Origin of the sequence: Lentzea flava, assembly GCF_014648475.1 — a bacterium.
GTDB lineage: Bacteria > Actinomycetota > Actinomycetes > Mycobacteriales > Pseudonocardiaceae > Lentzea > Lentzea flava.
Genome location: NZ_BMRE01000012.1, coordinates 60,711 through 79,538 on the forward strand (window position 1 = coordinate 60,711; position 18,828 = coordinate 79,538).

Annotated in this window: 14 protein-coding genes and 1 tRNA gene; 10 read left to right on the top strand and 5 right to left on the bottom strand. The window is 70.5% G+C overall.

Annotated features, from left to right (window positions below; genetic code table 11):
- Nucleotides 1-15 precede the first annotated feature (15 nt).
- From lnt to IEZ09_RS16575, 4 genes are all read left to right on the top strand, one after another.
- Nucleotides 16-1,572, top strand: a complete 1,557-nt coding sequence (lnt, locus tag IEZ09_RS16560) for an apolipoprotein N-acyltransferase (RefSeq protein ID WP_229812620.1) — start codon at nt 16-18, stop codon at nt 1,570-1,572.
- On the top strand, nt 1,556-2,323 hold the full coding sequence (locus IEZ09_RS16565; RefSeq protein WP_189254597.1) for a polyprenol monophosphomannose synthase: 768 nt from the start codon (nt 1,556-1,558) through the stop codon (nt 2,321-2,323). The genes lnt and IEZ09_RS16565 overlap by 17 nt, the downstream gene beginning before the upstream one ends.
- 166 nt (nt 2,324-2,489) lie before the next feature.
- The gene (locus IEZ09_RS16570) at nt 2,490-3,278 is read left to right on the top strand and encodes a MerR family transcriptional regulator (protein ID WP_229812621.1); all 789 of its coding nucleotides are present in this window, start codon (nt 2,490-2,492) and stop codon (nt 3,276-3,278) included.
- An 80-nt stretch (nt 3,279-3,358) separates the two neighbouring features.
- Nucleotides 3,359-3,835, top strand: a complete 477-nt coding sequence (locus IEZ09_RS16575) for a TspO/MBR family protein (RefSeq protein WP_189254599.1) — start codon at nt 3,359-3,361, stop codon at nt 3,833-3,835.
- On the opposite strand, the gene IEZ09_RS16580 is transcribed toward IEZ09_RS16575, so the two are convergent.
- Genes IEZ09_RS16580 through IEZ09_RS16590 form a run of 3 tightly spaced genes read right to left on the bottom strand, consistent with a single transcriptional unit; the run spans nt 3,828 to nt 7,168 of the window.
- The gene (locus IEZ09_RS16580; RefSeq protein ID WP_189254600.1) at nt 3,828-4,256 is read right to left on the bottom strand and encodes a DUF4383 domain-containing protein; all 429 of its coding nucleotides are present in this window, start codon (nt 4,254-4,256) and stop codon (nt 3,828-3,830) included. The genes IEZ09_RS16575 and IEZ09_RS16580 overlap by 8 nt on opposite strands.
- Before the next feature lie 9 nt (nt 4,257-4,265).
- Nucleotides 4,266-4,547, bottom strand: coding sequence for a hypothetical protein (locus tag IEZ09_RS16585; protein ID WP_189254601.1), 282 nt, complete (start codon nt 4,545-4,547; stop codon nt 4,266-4,268).
- A 50-nt stretch (nt 4,548-4,597) separates the two neighbouring features.
- Nucleotides 4,598-7,168, bottom strand: coding sequence for an ATP-binding protein (locus tag IEZ09_RS16590; RefSeq protein ID WP_229812622.1), 2,571 nt, complete (start codon nt 7,166-7,168; stop codon nt 4,598-4,600).
- Nucleotides 7,169-7,289: 121 nt separating this feature from the next.
- Here IEZ09_RS16590 and IEZ09_RS16595 point away from each other — a divergent pair.
- The 6 genes from IEZ09_RS16595 (at nt 7,290) to IEZ09_RS16620 (ending at nt 17,559) form a co-directional block, all read left to right on the top strand.
- Nucleotides 7,290-7,372, top strand: a tRNA-Tyr gene (locus IEZ09_RS16595).
- 81 nt (nt 7,373-7,453) lie between these two features.
- The gene (locus IEZ09_RS16600) at nt 7,454-7,945 is read left to right on the top strand and encodes a Gmad2 immunoglobulin-like domain-containing protein (RefSeq protein ID WP_189254602.1); all 492 of its coding nucleotides are present in this window, start codon (nt 7,454-7,456) and stop codon (nt 7,943-7,945) included.
- A 4-nt stretch (nt 7,946-7,949) separates the two neighbouring features.
- Complete coding sequence (locus tag IEZ09_RS16605) at nt 7,950-9,173, top strand: MFS transporter (protein WP_189254603.1); 1,224 nt, start codon at nt 7,950-7,952, stop codon at nt 9,171-9,173.
- Between the two features lie 160 nt (nt 9,174-9,333).
- Nucleotides 9,334-14,799: an ATP-binding protein gene (locus IEZ09_RS16610; protein WP_189254604.1), complete on the top strand. Its 5,466-nt coding sequence runs from the start codon at nt 9,334-9,336 to the stop codon at nt 14,797-14,799.
- A gap of 62 nt (nt 14,800-14,861) precedes the next feature.
- The gene (locus IEZ09_RS16615; protein ID WP_189254605.1) at nt 14,862-15,581 is read left to right on the top strand and encodes a DUF2625 family protein; all 720 of its coding nucleotides are present in this window, start codon (nt 14,862-14,864) and stop codon (nt 15,579-15,581) included.
- A 43-nt stretch (nt 15,582-15,624) separates the two neighbouring features.
- Nucleotides 15,625-17,559, top strand: coding sequence for an NACHT domain-containing protein (locus IEZ09_RS16620; protein WP_189254606.1), 1,935 nt, complete (start codon nt 15,625-15,627; stop codon nt 17,557-17,559).
- A gap of 6 nt (nt 17,560-17,565) precedes the next feature.
- Here IEZ09_RS16620 and IEZ09_RS16625 read toward each other — a convergent pair whose 3' ends face one another.
- Together IEZ09_RS16625 and IEZ09_RS16630 are read right to left on the bottom strand one after the other, a co-directional pair.
- Nucleotides 17,566-17,862 (bottom strand): YiaA/YiaB family inner membrane protein, encoded by a 297-nt coding sequence (locus IEZ09_RS16625; protein WP_189254607.1) that lies wholly within the window; start codon nt 17,860-17,862, stop codon nt 17,566-17,568.
- Nucleotides 17,863-17,906: 44 nt separating this feature from the next.
- Nucleotides 17,907-18,779 carry a 5'-nucleotidase gene (locus IEZ09_RS16630; RefSeq protein ID WP_189254608.1) on the bottom strand — a complete coding sequence of 291 codons (873 nt, stop codon included), beginning with the start codon at nt 18,777-18,779 and terminating at the stop codon, nt 17,907-17,909.
- Nucleotides 18,780-18,828: the final 49 nt, after the last annotated feature.

Below are 18,828 nucleotides of genomic sequence, written 5' to 3' on the forward strand. Positions count from 1 at the left end.
TCGTAGGCTGATCGGGTGGTCGCACCCCCCGCTGCGCCGGGATCGCCGGAATCGCCGGAATTGCCCGCTCACCGGCGGCGCCTGAGCCTTCCGGTGCTGACGCGCGCGGCACTCGCCGTCGCCGGCGGCGCGCTGATCCACCTGAGCTTTCCACCGCGGCCGCTGTGGTTCCTGGCGCCGGTCGGCTTCGCGTTGCTGGCGGCTGTGATCTTCCACCGGAAGGCGCGTGCGGGCTTCGGCTACGGCGTGCTGTTCGGGCTCGGGTTCATGGTGCCGCTGCTGCGGTGGACCGGGGAGTTCGTCGGGCTGATCGCGTGGCTGCCGCTGGCGCTGGCGTGCGCGGTGATGATCTCCATCGCCACGACCGCGATGGCCGCGATCTCGCGGGTGCCGGGCTGGCCGGTGTGGGCGGCGTGCCTGTGGGTGGCGGACGAGGCGGTGCGCGGGGTGTTCCCGTTCGGCGGCTTCACCTGGGGCAAGGTCGCGTTCGGGCAGCCGGAGGGCTGGTACCTGCCGCTGGCGTCGCTCGGCGGCGCGCCGCTGGTGTCGTTCGCGGTGGTGCTGACCGGGTTCGGGCTGTTCTGGGTCTGGCGGAACTGGAAGCTCGGGCTGCCGCTGGTCGTGGCGTCGCTGCTGGCCGGGTTCGCGGTGCCGGTGGGCGTGGACGCCTCGGCAGGGACCGTCACCGTCGCCGCGATCCAGGGCAACGTGCCGCGCGCCGGGCTCGACTTCAACGCCCAGCGCCGCGCGGTGCTCGACAACCACGCCCGCAGGACCCTGCAGCTCGCCGCCGACGTGGCCGCGGGCAAGGCGAAGCAGCCCGACATCGTGATCTGGCCGGAGAACTCGTCCGACATCGACCCGTTCCGCAACGCCGACGCCGCCGCGGTGATCACCGCGGCGGCCGACGCGATCAAGGCGCCGATCGCGGTGGGCGCGGTGGTGGTCGACCGGCGCGACGGGCTGCCGCGCAACACGGTGGTGCTGTGGGAGCCCGGCAAGGGGCCGACCGACACCTACACCAAGCGCAAGCTGCAGCCCTTCGGCGAGACGATGCCGTGGCGGTCGTTCTTCCGGCTGTTCACGTCCACGGTGGACCGGGCGGGGGTGTTCCAGCCCGGTTCGGACCCGGACGGTTTCGTCATGGGACCCGCGAAGGTCGCGATTGACACGTGTTACGAAGTGGCGTTCGACTCAGTTGTCCGCGACTCCGTGACGACCGGCGCGACGATCATCGCGATCCCGACGAACAACGCCACGTTCGGCTTCACGGAGATGACCTACCAGCAGCTTTCCATGTCACGCGTGCGTGCCGTCGAGCACGGGCGGGCGGTGGTCGTGGCGGCCACCTCCGGGGTCAGCGCCATCGTCGAACCCGACGGTTCCGTCACTCGGAAGACTGGGCTCTTCGAGCCCGGTGCCCTGGTCGCGACACTGCCGCTGCGGTCACAGACTACGCTGGCCACTTGGCTAGGAGCCTGGCCCGAGTGGGTGCTGACCGCTGCGGGCCTTGTGGCGTTGGCGCTGGGCTTCACACGACGACGGAAGGACTCGAATGGCGCAGCAGCCTGACCAGGAACTCGGGCAGGTGCTGGTGGTGATCCCGACCTACAACGAGCGGGACAACATCGGAAAGATCGTCAAGAGACTGCACACGGCACTGCCCGACGTGCACGTGCTGGTGGTCGACGACGGCAGCCCCGATGGCACCGGCCAGCTCGCCGACGAGATGGCGGCCGCCGACGAGCGCGTCCACGTGATGCACCGCACCGAGAAGGCCGGCCTGGGCGCCGCGTACGTCGCGGGCTTCCAGTGGGCGCTGGAGCGCGACTACGGCGTCGTGTGCGAAATGGACGCCGACGGCTCGCACGCTCCGGAGCAGCTGCACCGGCTCCTCGACGCGCTGCCGCAGGCCGACCTCGTGCTCGGCTCGCGCTGGGTGCCCGGCGGCGAGGTCGTGAACTGGCCGACGCAGCGCAAGCTGTTGTCGCTGGGCGGCTCGCTGTACTCGCGGCTCGCGCTGGGCGCGAACATCCGCGACATGACGGGCGGCTACCGGGCGTTCCGCGCGGACACCCTGCGCAAGCTCAACCTCGCCTCGGTCGCCTCCGCCGGCTACTGCTTCCAGATCGACCTGCTGTGGCGGACGCTGGAGCTCGGCTTCCGCGTGCGCGAGGTGCCGATCACGTTCCAGGAGCGCGAGTTCGGCGAGTCGAAGATGAGCGGCAACATCGTCCGCGAGGCGCTGATCCGCGTGACGAAGTGGGGCCTGCGCCGCCGCGGCACGCAGCTCAAGGAGCTCTTCTCCGGCAAGAAAAAGTAGCACCGTCCACCTCGGACCGTCCACATCGGGCGGTCCGAGGCGTGTTCTGGGGGTCCTCGCGTGGCTGATGGGCGGTGATCCGCCGGCGTCGACGCCGCCGCACCCGTCACCGCGAACTGACTCCCACGCGCATACGATTCAAAATCGATGCGGCGGAGGTGAACCTGTGGAGTGGAGTGCGGGCGCGGTCGCGCGGATGCTCGGCATCTCGCCCACGACCCTGCGCACGTGGGACCGGCGGTACGGTCTCGGGCCCAGCACGCGGCACGAGGGCAAGCACCGCCGCTACAGCGAGGACGACGTCGAGCGCCTGAAGCGCATGGTCGAGCTGACCGGGTCCGGGGTCGCGCCCGCGTCGGCCGCCGCCTCGGTGATGCCGTCCGGTGACCTGGACTTCGAGGCCGCCGCCGACCTGCTCGACGCGGCACGGATGCGCAGGGTCGCCGTTGGGCTGATCGCACGCCACGGCGTCGTGCACACGTGGGACGCGGTGCTGATGCCGTTCCTGATCGCGCTCGGCGACCGGATCTCGTCGACCGCCTGCGGTGTCGAGGTCGAGCACGTCGCGAGCGGCAGCATCTCCGACGCGATGCGGGTGTCCGGCGTGGCGCTGGGGGAGCCGTCGGTGGTGCTGGCGTGCGCGCCGGACGAGCAGCACAGCCTGCCGTTGGACGTGCTGGCGGCCGCGCTCGCCGAGAAGGGGTGCGTGTCCCGCAACCTCGGGGCGCGCGTTCCCGCCGCCGCGCTGGTGAGTGCGGCGAATCGGCTGAAGCCGCGGGTCGTGTTCGTGTGGGCGCACGCCCAGGTGTATGCGCAGCAGGTGCCGCTGGCGGACCTCGGAGACGTTCCGGTGCTGGTCGGAGGGCCGGGGTGGGACGGAGTGCCGCTGCCGGAGGGCGTTGGGCGGGTGGCCACGCTGGGCTCTGCGGTTGAAACGATTTTGAATCGAATCTAGACTCTCTGGCATGACCACGGGGGCTTGCTCTCCCGCGGGGTGTTCGCCGTCATCCCTGCCCTGCCTGTCGGGAGTTCCTCATGACCGCCCTGCCGTTGCGCCACCACCCCGTGCGGGTGCTCCTCGTGTTCCTCGCGGCGGTCGTCGTGACCGCCGTCGCCGGGTCGTTGTTCTCGGTGTCGGCGGGTGCCGAGTACCTGGCGCTGCGGCGGCCGTCGTGGGCACCGCCCTCCTGGCTGTTCGGTCCTGTGTGGACGGTGCTGTACGGGTTGATCGCGGTGTCCGGCTGGCTGGCGTGGCGGCACGGCGCCAGGCGGGGCGAGCTGACGTTGTTCGGTGTGCAGCTCGTGCTGAACGCGGCGTGGACGCCGTTGTTCTTCGGCCTGCGCTGGTACGGGATCGCGTTCGCCGAGATCGTGGTGCTGTGGCTCGCGATCGTCGCGCTGGTCGTCGTGTTCTGGTGGCGCAGCAGGGCCGCCGCGCTGCTCCTGGTGCCCTACCTGGCGTGGGTGAGCTTCGCGGCGGCCCTCAACGTCTCGATCGCCACGCTCAATTGACGGGCGAGTCGCTGCGGGCGCGTTCGGCCGCCGTCACCGCGATGCCGAGCAGGATCATCCCGGCGCCGAGGCCCAGGTGCAGCCAGTTGTCGGCGGTGTTGATCGGCAGGAAGTTCGCGCGGGTGTGCTCGCCGATCGCCGAGCCCCACACCCACAGCAGCACGTAGAGGCCGCCGCCCGCCATCAGGAACAGCCGCGCCGTGCCGGGGAGTTTCGCCGACAGCAGGCCGAGGACGCCGAACAGCAGGTGCACGAGGTTGTGCAGGACGGAGACCGCGAAGAGGCCGAGGAGAAGGGCTCCGGAGTGGCCGGCGAAGGCCAGCTCGTCGTAGTGCTTGGTGATGCCGGGAACGAACCCGAGCACCCCGACGAGCAGGAACGCCGCGCCGACCGCTGCCGCAGCCCGTTTCACTGGTTGCATGCCGGGCGGTTACCCCGCGGTGGCCGGGATGAACTCCCTGAGCACCTCCATGCCGGTGACCGCGGGCGCGCCGGACGGCTCGGGGCCGAGGACGCGGGCGAGGATCGGGCCGAGCACCTCGCGGAAGAAGCGGTCGGCGTGTTCCTTGGTCTCCCACACGGCGATGATCCGGAACTCGCCGTCGGCCTGGCAGGCGTACCGGGCGCGCAGGCCGTCGGGGGCGCTCACACCCATCACCTTGTCGAGGTGGTCGAGGGACTTGGTGGGCGGGGTCGCGATGGTGAGCCACATGGTGTTCCTCCTGAGGTCGTGTGACCACGAACCTAGGAAGTTCGCGCTGCTCAGCCATCCGCCGGAGTACTCGGCCGGGTACTCATCCACGCCGCGATCTGGCTGCGCGTGCTGAAGCCGAGCTTGGTGAGGATGTGCTGCACGTGGTTCTGCGCGGTGCGTTCGGAGATCACGAGCCGGTGTGCGATCTGGCGGTTGGTGAGGCCCTCGGCGACCAGGCGCGCGACCTCGTGCTCGCGGCTGCTCAGCTCCGTCGTCGTGAAGGCGGTCATGCCGAGGTCGCGGATGGCGCGGTCGGCGGCGCGCTGCACGGCGTCGGCGTCCTTGCCCAGCGCGCGCAACGCGGCGGCGAGGTGCCAGCGGGCCTCCGCGGCGAACGCCGGAGCGCCCGCCCTCGCCGCCTCGTCGACGGCGCTGGCGAGATCGGCCGCCGCTTCCGCCGGGCGGCCCAGCGCGAGGTACCCGCGGCCGAGCGCGAGCGACACCGGGCCCATGTAGGCGACGCCGTTGCCGGCCGCGTGCTCACCCCGGAACGCCTCCAGGCGCGGCAGGACCTCGGCGAGGTCGTCGAGCAGGCCGAGCCCTGACGTGACGAGCACGGCGTCGACCAGGCCGGGCACCACGAAGAACGCGGGCAGGTCCCACTCGGTGATCGGGCCGGCGCGGCGGTACCACTCGGCTGCCTCGTCCCGGAAACCCGCGCACAGCAACAGGTAGGCGCGCGTCACCTTCGACATCAGGTGGAAGCGCGGCGGCGGGTTGTGGAAGTGGCGGGCGAGCGCCAGACCGTCCGCGGAGACGCCGAGATGGCACGCCAGCCCGCACTGCAACGCGAAGTACGCGCCGGAAGCCGGTTCGGGTTCGATCACCCGCATCCGGTCGTAGGCCCGCCGCCCGACCTCCTGGGCCTCGGCGAACCGGCCCTGCGCCTGGGCGAGACAGGCCGTCACGACCTCCAGGTGCCACAGCGGCACCTGGCCGCCGACCCGATCGCAGGCCAGCGCCAGCGCGGGCAGTTCTTCCTGCGCGGCAGCGAGTTCGCCGCTCTCGATCAACGCGTGGATCCGCCACAGCGAGCCCCACATCGCCCCGCGCGGGCTGCGGGTGCGGTGGGCCAGGCCGATCATCTCGGTGGCGAGCCCGAGCCGTTCCGCGCGGCCGGCCGGACCGGGGCAGGCCTCCTGCCGGGCGTGCAGGGCCTCGGCGAGCGCGCGGTCGTCGCCGCTGCCGCGCGCGAGGTCGAGCGCCTCCCGGCTGAGCTCGTCGAGACGGTGTTGTTCGCCGCGGTAGAACGCGAGGTGGCTGCGCTGGGCGAGCAGCCGGGCGCGGGTGGCGGGACTGACCTCGTGGCGGAGTGCGTTGTCGCACAACGGGGTCGCCACCGCGTTCACCCCTGATCCGGGTGCGGCCTCCAGCACCAGGGCCGCCTCGGCGATCTGTTCCGGTGTCGTCGCCAGTTCGGCCGCGCGCTGGGCCGCCTGCACGCACCCCGCGAGATCGCCGGCGAAGTAGGCCGCCCTGCCCAGTGCGACCTGGACCTCGCAGGTGTCCTCTATGGACGCCGCCATGCGGTAGAGACGCACGCCTTCCTCGTAGGCCAGGCGCCGCACCGCGTCCTCGGCAGCGCGGATCGTCCACGCCCGCGCCTCTTCCGTTGCGCCGCAAGCGATCCAGTGCCGGGCAACGTCGGCGTAGCGCGTGCTGCCCGTCATCGCCTCGGCGATCCGCCGGTGGATCGTGCGGCGCTCGGCCGTGGTCAGCGAGGCCTCGACGGCGTCACGGGTCAGCGCGTGCACGAACCGGTGGCCGGTGGCGTCGATCAGCGTCGTCGCCTCGTCCAGCACGTCGAGGGGCTGACCGGACGCCGCGGCCGCGAGGTCGACGTCGAAGTCGCGGCCGATCAGCGCGGCGGTCTTGATCAGCTCCCGCGCCGGTGGGCTCAGCCGGTCGAGCCGCGCGGTCACGATGTCGCGGACGCTGCGGGGCGGCTGGTCCGGCCGCCACGTGCCGTCCTCGACCGCGCGGGCGATCTCCGTGACGAAAAGGGGATTTCCACTCGTCAACGACATCACCTCGGCCGCGCGTCCGGCTCCGACGAGCTCGGCCACCTCGTCGGTGGACAGGCCGTGCAGGTCGATGCGGACCGCCGAGCGCATGAGGTCCGCGACGGCGGGGCACGGGTCGCGGAACGTCGCGAAGATCAGCACGGAGCGCAGCTGGGTGGCGAGGTGGGCGAGGACCAGCAACGAGGCCTGGTCGGCCCAGTGGACGTCCTCGACGACGATCACCAGGCCGTCGCGGTCGAGCGCGGTCGCGATCGCGTCGAACACCCGGAACCGGTCCTGCGGCACCTCGGCGTCGTGCGCCAGCACGGCATCGGGGTCGGCGCCGGTCGCCTTCAGGACCTGCCGCCACGGCCAGAACGCCGGTGCGCCCTCGGTTTCGACGCAGTGCCCCCACACGACCTCACGGCCCAGCGCTAGCGCGTGCCCGGCCAGCTCCTGGGCCAGCCTGGTCTTGCCGATGCCGGGCTCGCCGCCGCACAGCACCAGCCCGCCGGTCTCCGCCTCCAGCCGCGCACGCACCAGCGCGAGTTCCCGGCCGCGTCCCACCACCTTCACGTCCTCGATATCGCGCCCGAGCGGAAAGGTGTTTCGGAAAATCGGTTGAGTGGTCTCACCGGCGACGTCATGATATTGGTGTCTGCGCAGCTCAGAGGCGTAGGAAATGCATTTGCACAATGGTGGAGATGGGGCTGTGGAGCCCCGCCCGTCTGTAAAACGGGAGCTCCGGCAAAGGCGGTTCGACTCCGTCCTCCACCACCACGCGTTGCGCCACCGGGGTGACCCCGGGCAACGACCACCTTCCTCCTCACGACTTACCAAGGGAAGGAAGGGGGAACAACGATGTCGATCGATGTTCAGCAGCCGCGGGCCCTCGGCCTCGTCGGCAGTCACGTCCAGATCGCCGGCACCGCGGGCGGGGCGTTCGAGGCGCAGTTCAACTACCGGATCCACGAGGGACACGACGAGGTCACCGGCGGGTTCATGGCCGGCGACGGGACCGGCGGCCACGGCCAGTTCCAGGTGAACGTGGACGTGTCGGGCGCGTCGTTCGCGCTCGACCGGCTCTTCGTCGAGGTGTTCTGGATCTCGCCCAAGGACGGCGCGGAGCTCGACAAGGTCATCGTGCCCGTCGTGTACGGGCCGCGGATCGTGCCGGGCTACCGCGTCTACCAGGAGTACACGATCAAACCCGGCGACACCCTGTGGGCGATCGCCACGCACTTCTACGGCGCCGGCAACCTCTACACGCGACTGGTGCGGGCCAACCCGCACGTCATCACGGACCCGAACGTGATCCACCCCGGGGATGTGATCCGAGTTCCGCAATCCTGATCGGTTGACGCTGTGGACCGATCGCGAGTTCGGGAAGCTCTGGCTCTCCAGGGTCATCTCGACCACCGGATCCGCGGTGTCGGGCGTCGCGCTGCCCGTCCTCATGTACTCGCTCACCGGCAGCGCCGTGCACACGGCAGCGCTCGCGGCCCTCACCGCCGCGCCCTACCTCGTGTTCGGGTTGGTCGCGGGCGCGCTCGTCGACCGCATGCACCGGCGCACGGTCATGGTCGTCACGGACGCCATCAGCGCCGGGCTGCTCGCGAGCGTTCCCGTGGCGGCCGCCCTCGACACCCTGACGCCACAGCACCTGCTGCTGGTCGCGGCGGGGGTGGCGAGTGTCGGCGTGTGGTTCGACGCGGCCAGTTTCGGTGCCGTGCCCGCGCTGGTCGGCTGCCGGAACCTGGTCCGGGCCAACAGCGCGATCTGGAGTGCCGCCACCGCGGTGCACATCGTGGCGCCGTCGGCAGCCGGTGTGCTGATCGCCGTCATCGGGCCCGCGGGCACCATGGCGCTCGACGCGATGAGCTTCGCCGTTTCCGCCGTGCTCGTCCGGATGATCCTGCGGCCGCTCAACCAGGTGAGAGAACCGCGCATCTCGCTCAAGGCGGACATCAGGGAAGGACTCGAGTTCCTGTGGAGGGAACCCACAGTCCGGCTCTTCACCGCCTTGGGTGTCGGTCAAGCGATCGCGGGTGGGGCCGTGTCCGGGCTTATCGTCGTCTACGCCTTCAGGGTGTTCGACGTGCCGGAGCACGACCCGAGGGTCGGGATGCTGTTCAGCGCCCTGGCCGCGGGGTCGTTCGCCGCGATCGTCGTGATGCCCAGGATCAGTGACGCCTGCGAACCCCGGCACGTCACCACGATCGGGCTTTCCGCCGGGGTCGGTGTCATGGGCTTGCTGGTGGGGGTGGATCAGTGGTGGCTCGCGGTCGTCAGCACTGCGTTGTGGGGACTGACTTCGACGATCGTGATCGTCAACGGGCTGACGGTGCGCCAGCTCGCGACCCCTGACCACCTACAGGGCAGGGTCAACGTGGTGGGGCGCACGGTGACCTTCGGAGTGGGGCAGCCCCTGGGTGCGCTGGCCGGTGGAGCGGTGGCCGACCTGGTGTCGGTGAAGGCCGCTCTGGTGATCACGGCGCTACCGCTCGTGTTCGCCGCCGGGTTCGGGTGGTCGAAGGTGAGGCAGCGGCCGGGTCGTGAGCTGGGACACGGGCTCAAGTGATCCTGTGCCCGAGGACCTGGTGGCTTGTTGGTTTCATACAAAGCACGCTGCCCAACTCGCTTCGATCTAGCGGTTTTCCTACCGGGTAGTAGACGAGAGTGTGTACATCGATTGAGCGGCGTCTGCCGCTGAGGTTGTACGTCCGCGAGGAGCCAAGTCGTTGTTCAGTCGTGTAGCGATCGTCAACCGCGGAGAAGCCGCAATGCGGCTGATCCACGCCGTCCGCGAGCTCGCCGCCGAGTCAGGGGAGCGGATCGAGACCGTCGCCCTGTACACCGATGTCGACAAGTCGGCGCCCTTCGTCAGAGAAGCCGATCTGGCCTACAACCTCGGCCTCGCCGCCGACCGCCCGTACCTGAACCTCGAGGTGCTGGAGCAGGCTCTCGTCGAGACGAAGGCCGACGCAGCGTGGGTCGGCTGGGGCTTCGTCGCCGAGATTCCCGAGTTCGCCGAGCTGTGCGAGAAGGTCGGCGTCACGTTCGTCGGCCCGTCGGCCGAGGCCATGCGCAAGCTCGGTGACAAGATCGGCTCGAAGCTGATCGCCGAGGAGGTCGGTGTTCCCGTCGCGCCGTGGAGCCGCGGTGCCGTCGAGAACCTCGAGCACGCGCTGAAGGTGGCCGAGGAGGTCACCTACCCGTTGATGCTCAAGGCGACCGCCGGTGGTGGTGGCCGCGGCATCCGCAAGATCACCTCGCCGGAGGAGCTGGAGGAGAACTTCGACCGCACCAGCATGGAGGCCGAGCGCGCGTTCGGCTCCGGCGTGATGTTCCTGGAGCGCCTCGTCACCGGCGCCCGTCACGTCGAGGTGCAGGTCATCGCCGACGGCCAGGGCACGGCGTGGGCGCTCGGCGTCCGCGACTGCTCGGTGCAGCGGCGCAACCAGAAGATCATCGAGGAGTCGGCGTCCTGCGTGCTGGAGCCGCAGCAGGTCGAGGACCTGAAGGCGTCGGCGGAACGGCTCGCGAACGCCGTCGGCTACCGCGGCGCGTGCACCGTCGAGTTCCTCTACCACCCCGGTGAGAAGCTCTTCGCGTTCCTGGAGGTCAACACCCGCCTGCAGGTCGAGCACCCGATCACCGAGATCACCACGGGCTTCGACCTGGTCAAGGCGCAGCTGCACGTCGCGGGCGGCGGCAGGCTGGAGGGCGAGAAACCGGTCGAGATCGGCCACGCCGTCGAGGCCCGCCTGAACGCCGAGGACCCGGACCGCGACTTCGCGCCGTGCCCCGGCACGATCGTTCGTCTCGAACTGCCCGCCGGTCCCGGCATCCGCGTCGACACCGGAGTGGCCGAGGGCTCGCAGATCCCCGCCGACTTCGACTCGATGATCGCGAAGATCATCGCGTACGGCCGCGACCGCGACGAGGCGCTCGGCAAGCTGCGCCGCGCCATGGCCGAGACGACCGTGATCATCGAGGGCGGCACGACGAACAAGAGCTTCGTGCTCGACCTGCTCGCCGAGCCCGCCGTGATCGACGGCACCGCCGACACCTCCTGGATCGACCGCGTCCGCGCCGAGGGCGGCCTGGTCTCGCACCGCCACTCCGCGATCGCCCTGGCGGCGGCCGGCATCGAGGTGTACGAGGACGAGGAGCAGATCAACCGCACCGAGCTGCTGGCGTCCGCGCACGGCGGTCAGCCGCGCACGAACCACGAGGGCGCGCGCAAGCTGGAGTTCGTGCTGCGCGGCCAGTCCTACGTCGTGCAGGTCGCCCGCGTCGGCGCCACCAAGTACCGCGTGGGGGTGTCCGCTTCGGGCTCGGAGACCGTGCTGACCGGTGACGTCGACGTCGAGCGCTTCGACCACCACGTCGGCCAGATCACCGTGAACGGCACGCGTTTCCGCGTCGTCACCGGCACGTCCGGCCCGGTCCACCAGGTCGAGGTCGACGGCGTCACCCACCGCGTCACCCGTGACGAGGGCGGCGTTCTGCGCTCGCCGATGCCCGCGCTGGTCGTCGCGACCCCGCTGGAGGTCGGCGCCGAGGTCGAGGCCGGCGCACCGGTTCTCGTGCTCGAGGCGATGAAGATGGAGACGGTGCTGCGCGCGCCGTTCCGTGCGCGGTTGAAGGAGCTCAACGTCGTCGTCGGCACCCAGGTGCCCGCCGGTGGCGCGCTGCTGAAGCTGGAGGAGATCGAGGACACCGACGGCGCCGCCGTCGTCGAGAAGTCCGAGCCGTCCGTCGAGCTGGAACTGCCCGCCCCGCGCACCGACGTCGCGCCGGAGGAGATCGTCGCGCGCGGTCTCGAGGACCTGCGGAACCTGTTGCTGGGCTTCGACACCACGGCCGCCGACACCGAGCGCGTGCTGTCGGAGTACATGGGCGCGCGGCACGACCTGCTGGAGCGGCCGCTCGTCGAAGAGGCCAAGCTGCTGGGCATCTTCGCCGACCTGTGCGACCTCTCGCGCAACCGCCCCGCCGGTGAGGAGACCAAGCCGGAGAACCACATCCACTCTCCGCGCGAGCACTTCCACACCTACCTCAAGACGCTCGACGCGGACCGCGCGGCGCTGCCGGAGAGCTTCCGCGCCCGCCTGCGGAACGTGATGGGCCACTACGGCATCACCGACCTGGAGCGCACGCCAGAGCTCGAACAGGCCGTCTTCCGCATCTTCGTGGCGCTGCGTCGCGGTGTGTTCGACGCCGCCGTCGCCACGACCCTGCTGCGCCAGTGGGTGCAGGAGGCGCCGCCGGTCGAGTCCGAGCGCGTGCAGATCGGTCTGGTGCTGGAGCACATCGTCGCCGCGACGCAGGTGCGCTACCCGGCGGTGGCCGATCTCGCCCGCAGCGTCGTCTTCACCTGGTTCGCGCAGCCGTTGGTGCGCCGCAACCGCGCCCGCGTCCACAGCGAGGTCCGCAAGCACCTGATCCACCTCGACAAGAACCCCCAGGCCGCCGACCGCGAGGAGCGGATCGCGGCGATGGTCGCGTCCGCCGAACCGCTGGTGCGCCTGCTCGGCCAGCGCATCGGCAAGCCCGGCGCGGACAACACCCCGCTGCTGGAGGTGCTGGCCCGCCGCTACTACACCAAGAAGGCGCTGGCGAACCCGCGCGTCAACGGCGCGTTCTTCATCGCGGAGAACGAGCCGGAGCAGACCAGGCTCGTCTCGACCGCGGTGGAGTTCCCGTCGCTGTCGGACGCCGTCGGCGAGGTCGTCGCGCACGGCAACGGCAGCCCGGTCGTCGCGGACCTCTACGTCAACTGGGCCGACGGACCGTCCGACCAGGACGAGATGGCCGCGGGCCTGGGCGCCGCCCTGGCCGCGCACCAGCTGCCGCCGACCGTCACCCGCATCACCACCACGGTGGCGGGCCGGCGCGGCGAGTCGATGCACCACCACTTCACCTTCCGCCCGTCCTCCAACGGGTTCGCCGAAGAGAGGCTGGTGCGCGGGCTGCACCCGCGCATCGCCGAACGCATGCAGCTGGAGCGGCTGCGGGAGTTCGACCTCACCCGCCTGCCGTCGCTGGACGAGGACGTCTACCTGTTCCGCGCGGTCGCGAAGGCCAACAAGTCCGACGAGCGTCTCGTGGCGCTCGGCCAGGTCCGCGACCTGACGCCGTTGCGCGACGACGACGGCCGGATCGTGGCCCTGCCCGCCGCCGAGGACGTGCTGGCGACCTGCCTGGACGGCATCCGCCGGGCCCGTGCGCAGGCCGGTGGCCGCACGCGCCTCGCCACCAACCGGGTCGTGCTGTACGCGTGGCCGCCGACCGATCTGTCCTCTTCGGACCTCGACGCCGTGGCCACCCGCGTGGGACCGACGACGACGGGCCTGGACCTGGAGGAGGTCCTGTTCCTGGCGCGCCGCAAGGACGCCGTCACCGGTGAGCTGACCGACATCGGCGTCCGGATCGCGAACAACGCGGGCTCCGGCATGTCGTTCTCGTTCGTGCAGCCGCCGACCGAGCCGATCCAGCCGCTCGACGACTACCGCCAGAACGTCCTGCGGGCCCAGTCGCGCGGCACGATCTACCCGTACGAGCTGGTCGACATGCTCGTCGGCGACGGCGGTTCGTTCGTGGAGCACGACCTCGTCGACGGCGCCCTCGTGCCGGTGGACCGCCCGCGCGGCCGCAACACGGCCGGCATCGTCGTCGGTGTGGTGACGACGCCCAGCGCCGCCTACCCCGAGGGCATGAAGCGCGTGGTGCTGCTCGGCGACCCGACCAAGTCGCTGGGCGCGCTGGCCGAGCCCGAGTGCTCGCGGGTGATCCACGCCCTGGACCTCGCCGAGGAGCTCTCCGTTCCGCTGGAGTGGTTCTCGCTGTCGTCCGGCGCCAAGATCTCGATGAGCTCCGGCGTCGAGAACATGGACTGGGTCGCCGCCGCGCTGAAGCGGATCGTCGAGTTCACCCAGGCCGGTGGCGAGATCAACGTGGTGGTCAACGGCATCAACGTCGGCGCCCAGCCGTACTGGAACGCCGAGGCCACGATGCTCATGCACACCAAGGGCATCCTGGTCATGACCCCGGACTCGGCCATGGTGCTGACCGGCAAGCAGGCCCTGGACTTCTCCGGCGGCGTCTCGGCAGAGGACAACTACGGCATCGGCGGCTACGACCGCGTCATGGGCCCGAACGGCCAGGCGCAGTACTGGGCCCCGAACCTGCGGGCGGCGTTCGACGTGCTGATGGCGCACTACGAGCACAGCTACATCGCGCCGGGCGAGTCCGGCCCGCGCCGGGTGCCCACGTCGGACCCGGTTTCCCGCGACGTGTCCTCGTACCCGCACGTCGTCGCCGACAGTCCTTTCGCGACGGTCGGCGAGATCTTCTCGGTCGAGGCGAACCCGGACCGCAAGAAGCCGTTCGACATCCGCACGGTCATGCGGGCGCTGTCCGACCAGGACCACGACGTCCTGGAGCGCTGGGCGGGCATGGCGGACGCCGACACCGCGGTCGTGCAGGACGTGCACCTCGGCGGCATCCCGGTGACGCTGCTGGGCATCGAGTCGCGCGGCGTGCCCCGCACCGGCTTCCCGCCCACCGACGGCCCGGACACCTACACCGCGGGCACGCTGTTCCCGAAGTCGTCGAAGAAGGCGGCCCGCGCCATCAACGCGGCCTCTGGCAACAGGCCGCTGGTCGTGCTGGCGAACCTGTCCGGCTTCGACGGCTCGCCGGAGTCGATGCGCCTGCTGCAGCTCGAGTACGGCGCCGAGATCGGCCGCGCGATCGTCAACTTCCGCGGCCCGATCGTGTTCTGCGTGATTTCGCGCTACCACGGCGGCGCGTTCGTGGTCTTCTCGAAGGCCCTGAACCCGTCCATGACGGTGCTGGCGGTCGAGGGCTCCTTCGCCTCGGTCATTGGCGGCGCCCCCGCCGCGGCCGTCGTGTTCGCCCGCGAGGTGGACGGCCGCACGGCCAACGACCCGCGCGTGAAGAAGCTGGAGGCCTCGGTGGCCGAGGCGTCGGGTGCCGAGCGCGCGGCCCTGACCGCCGAGCTGGCCGCGACACGCCAGTCGGTGCGGACGGAGAAGCTGAACGAGATGGCGGCGGAGTTCGACCGGGTGCACAGCGTGCAGCGCGCGGTCGAGGTCGGATCGGTCGACGCGATCATCTCGGCCGCCGAGCTGCGGCCCGCGATCATCAAGGCGATCGAGGACGGTCTGGCTCGCTAGTGCTTGGATGGGAGGGCCCGGTCGCGGTGCGGCCGGGTCTTTCCGCTTTTTCTGGGGGAACTGTGCGAGAGATCGCCGAACTCGTCGACGTCGCCGATCCGGGGTGGCCGGTGGTCGCGGACGCGATCGCCGAGGGCGTCACCTCGTGCGTCGTGCTGCCGCCGGATCATTCGGCCTGCCGCGCGACGCTGCTGCAGCTGCAGGTGACCGCGCGGTCGTTGCTCGGTGCGGTCGTGCTGAACAGCGGCGGCCTGGCGCTGCACCACGGCTGGCTGCGCGTGTACGGCGGATCCGGTGGCTCGTTGCCGAGCCTCGCCGAGGTGAACGGGTTTCCTGCTTCGTTCGATCCCTCGTGGGTGCCTGAGGCAGGGCTGGTGCTCGCGCACGATGTGCTGGGCGGCGTGTTCGCGTTGAACGGCGCGGACTGCGCGGGGCACGGCAGGCCGGGGGAGCCGGGCCAGGTCGTCTACTTCGCGCCGGACTCGCTGGAGTGGGAGACCTTCGATGGCGGCTACAGCCACTGGCTGCTCTGGCTGCTCGACGGAGGGCCGGCCGGGTACTACGCCGATTCGTTCTGGCCGTCCTGGCAGGCGGAGGTGGCCGAGCTCGGGCTTCGGGACGCGATCACCATGTGGCCGCCGTTGTTCTCGAAGGAGGGGGCGGAGAACGTCGCGGGCACCACGCGCAGTGCGGTGCCGTTGGGGCAGCAGCTGTCGTTCAGCGTGGACTTCGCCCGGCAGTTCGGTCTGCCCGATCCCGGCCCGCTCGGCCTTTTGACGTAACGGCTGACGCGCGCAGCACGAGGACAGGGTGACGGGAGGGCGGATGCGGCGTTACGTGACCATCGCGGTGACTGCGGTCATCGCCGCGCTGCTTCTGCCCGTCACGGTCAACGTCGCCACCAGTTCGCTGCCCGCGGCGTGGCAGCCGTATCTCTGGGTGGCGTGGCCGGTGTCGGCTCTGCTCGCCGTCGTGCTGGTGGTCCAGCAGGTTCGTGGTGACCGCACCGAGGTGCGACTCGACGTGACGCAGGCGGCCGACGCCCTCGCCACCGGAGTTCGCGGGCGGTGGGAGGCGGAGCTGGAGTCGCAGGACCTGGTCGGCCAGGCGCTCCTGCGGACGTGCGACATCGACGACCTCGTCCCCGGCCGGGTGGTGGTGCTGGGCCCGCCGGGAGCCGGCAAGACCGTGGCGGCGATCGTCCTCACCTTGGAACTGCTCCAGCGACGCGCGTCGGGCGATCCGGTTCCGGTGCTGCTGCCGGTGGCGCGGTGGGATCCCGGCGAGCACCTGCACGACTGGATCGCCCGGCGGCTCGTCGAGGACTACACCGGTCTCACCCGCGAGGTGGCCGCGCAACTGGTCGCCGCCGGGCTCGTGCTTCCCGTGCTCGACGGACTGGACGAGCTTCCCGCCGAGTCCAGGGTGTCCGCTGTGATCGGCATCGACCGGCTGGCAGGCCCGCTGGTACTCACTTCACGTGTCGCCGAGTACCGGGACGCCCTGGCGACCGCAGGACGTGTCCTCGGCGACGCGCGGGAGATCGTGCTCGGCACCGCGGACACCGACACCGTGATCGGCTACGTGACGCGTGGCGCGCCGGACGATCCGCGCTGGCAGCCGGTGGTCGCGCGGATGCGTGCGGAGCCGGCCGGTCCACTCGCCACCGCGCTGGCCCGGCCGTTGCTCGCGTGGCTCGCGAGGGCGACGTACCGGGATCCCCGCACCGATCCGGCGGAGCTGCTGACCACTCCGGAGGAGATCGAGCACCACCTGCTGGCGTCGTTCGTCGACACGAGGTACCGCGACGAGCACCCGCGCAGGCCGACACCGGGACTGCGGCGCGCCAAGCAGCCAGCCTACGAAGCAGTTGAGGCACGCCGGTGGCTCGGCCATCTTGCCCTCTACCTCCGGTCGCGCGACACCGACGGCTTCACCTGGTGGCACCTCCGCCAGACGTTGCCACGCTGGGTCCTTCCGCTGGTGTGCTGTGGGATCGACTGTGTCGGCGGCCTCGCAGGCGGGTTTGTCGCCGGACAGGAGTTTCTGTTCATGATGATGGCTGGCGCTGTGTGCGGGGCGGTTCTCGGCGCGTGGATCGTTTATGAGGTCGGGCGCGGATCGGTGCCGTCTGTCGTGTCCAGACTGCCCACTGCGCTGCCCCTGCGCGCGATGACGGCCAAGTTCCTCACGATGGTCCGTGGCGGTGTAGCAGCTGGACTGCTTTTGGCGACGATCTCGGCGATCTGGTTCGACTGGGCTGATTTTCTCGAGGTCTTCGTCGCCACGGTGGTCATGATGGCGGCGGTTGGCATCCCCTACGGCCTGCAGGAAGGGCTGGAGAAACAGCTCGCATCGGTCAGCGACGTCCGAGCGCTGAATCCCCGTTCGTCCCTCCGCGCCAGCTGGTACGCGAACCTGCTGACCCTTGCTGGTCTCGGGCTCGTCTTCTTCGCCGTGCCAGTGGCCGCGGCCACGATCATGACGCCGTTGATCCCCCCAGGGAGTGAGCCGATGGGTGTCGGCGGCGCTCTGCAGGTCGGCACCGGATTTCTCGTCGTACTGACTGCCTTCATGTTCAGTATGAGCGACTGGCTCGCCTACGCGGTCGCCAAACTGCCGTTCGCCACGCGCGGGATCTTTCCCCTCCGGCTCATGCGGTTCCTCGACGACGCCCACTCTCGAGGCGTGCTGCGGCAGGTCGGCACCTCCTACGAGTTCCGGCACGCCGGGCTCCGCGACGTGCTGGCGGAGCGCTGACGCTGGTCAGGCCGCGTCGATCTTGAACGGGTCGTGCTCCGCCAGCAGCTTGTCCAGCCGCGCTCTGTCCACGCGGCTGCTGATGTAGGTGTCCTCCTGCCGGTCCCTGATCACCTTGGCCAGCGTGAACGCCGACGTGACCGTGTAGAGCATCGCGATCCCCAGGAACGCGCGCACCCATCCGTCAACGGGGAGGAACACCACTCCGATGCCGACGGCGGTCAGCGAGAGCCCGAACGACAGGACCGCCTGCATGTAGAAGGCGCCGCTGGTCGGGGTGTGCGAGGGCGTGGAAGAAGTCATGATCCCGAGAGTCCTGGGTCACACCCGCGCTGTCATGAGTACAGCTACTCATTCGCGACACCGAACGGGATGTGCACGCACGGCACGGTCTGGATCAGGTGCCCGCGCTGGTCGTCGAAGAAGATGTGCGGCTTGAGCACGTCGAGGATCGGCGCCTTCCGCAGGCCTCCCAGGAAGAACGCGTCGTTCACGGTCAGCCCCCACGCCTTGAGGCTGTTGATCGCGCGTTCGTGGGCCGGGGCCGAGCGGGCCGTGACCACCGAGACGCGGATGCGGTCCTCGGCCTGGCGCTGGATCCGGTTGATGCCAGCAAGGAAGTTCCGCAGCGGGCCGGGATCGAGTGGCGTCACCACGTTCGTGGCCTCGTGCTCCTGGAACCGGTCGAGCCCGCCGCTCTGGTAGATCCGCTCCGCCGCGTCGTCCGCCAGCACGCCGTCGAAGTCGAACGCGATCCGCAGCGCCGGATCGTCGTCGTCGATGAAGGAGGAGGCCAGCACCTGGCCGGCGGGCATGCCTGCCAGCGTCGCCTTGCGGACGTCGTCCGAGTGGGCGGACAGGAACAGCGACATGTTCAGCGCGGGCATGAACTCGTGCGGCGCGCGGCCCTCGGTGAAGATCGCGCGGGTGATCGCGAGGCCGTGGTGGGCGGCGGAGCGGAGGATGCGCAGGCCCGTGTCGGGGGAGTTGCGGGACAGCACGATGACCTCGACCAGTGGTCCCAGGGAGTTGAGCTGCAGCAGGCGCCGGATGAACGGGAACGCGACACCCGGCGCGAACGGCTCGTCGAGGTGCGCCTCCTGGTAGGCGCGGTAGGCCTGTTCGCCCTCGGACTGGAAGACGGCGTCGGACGCGGAGAGGTCGAACAGCGCGCTCGACGCGATGCCCACGACCAGCAGGTTCTCAAGGCTGGGAGCCACGGCATGAGATCGTACGGTGATCCCGGCGCCCCGCACCGGGATCACCGTC

What these genes read in the sequence shown, in the direction of transcription:
- IEZ09_RS16565 (WP_189254597.1), top strand. Translation starts at nt 1,556, where the DNA reads ATGGCGCAGCAGCCTGACCAGGAACTCGGGCAGGTGCTGGTGGTGATC.
- IEZ09_RS16575 (WP_189254599.1), top strand. Translation starts at nt 3,359, where the DNA reads ATGACCGCCCTGCCGTTGCGCCACCACCCCGTGCGGGTGCTCCTCGTG.
- IEZ09_RS16580 (WP_189254600.1), bottom strand. Translation starts at nt 4,256, where the DNA reads ATGCAACCAGTGAAACGGGCTGCGGCAGCGGTCGGCGCGGCGTTCCTG.
- IEZ09_RS16585 (WP_189254601.1), bottom strand. Translation starts at nt 4,547, where the DNA reads ATGTGGCTCACCATCGCGACCCCGCCCACCAAGTCCCTCGACCACCTC.
- IEZ09_RS16600 (WP_189254602.1), top strand. Translation starts at nt 7,454, where the DNA reads ATGTCGATCGATGTTCAGCAGCCGCGGGCCCTCGGCCTCGTCGGCAGT.
- IEZ09_RS16620 (WP_189254606.1), top strand. Translation starts at nt 15,625, where the DNA reads ATGCGGCGTTACGTGACCATCGCGGTGACTGCGGTCATCGCCGCGCTG.
- IEZ09_RS16625 (WP_189254607.1), bottom strand. Translation starts at nt 17,862, where the DNA reads ATGACTTCTTCCACGCCCTCGCACACCCCGACCAGCGGCGCCTTCTAC.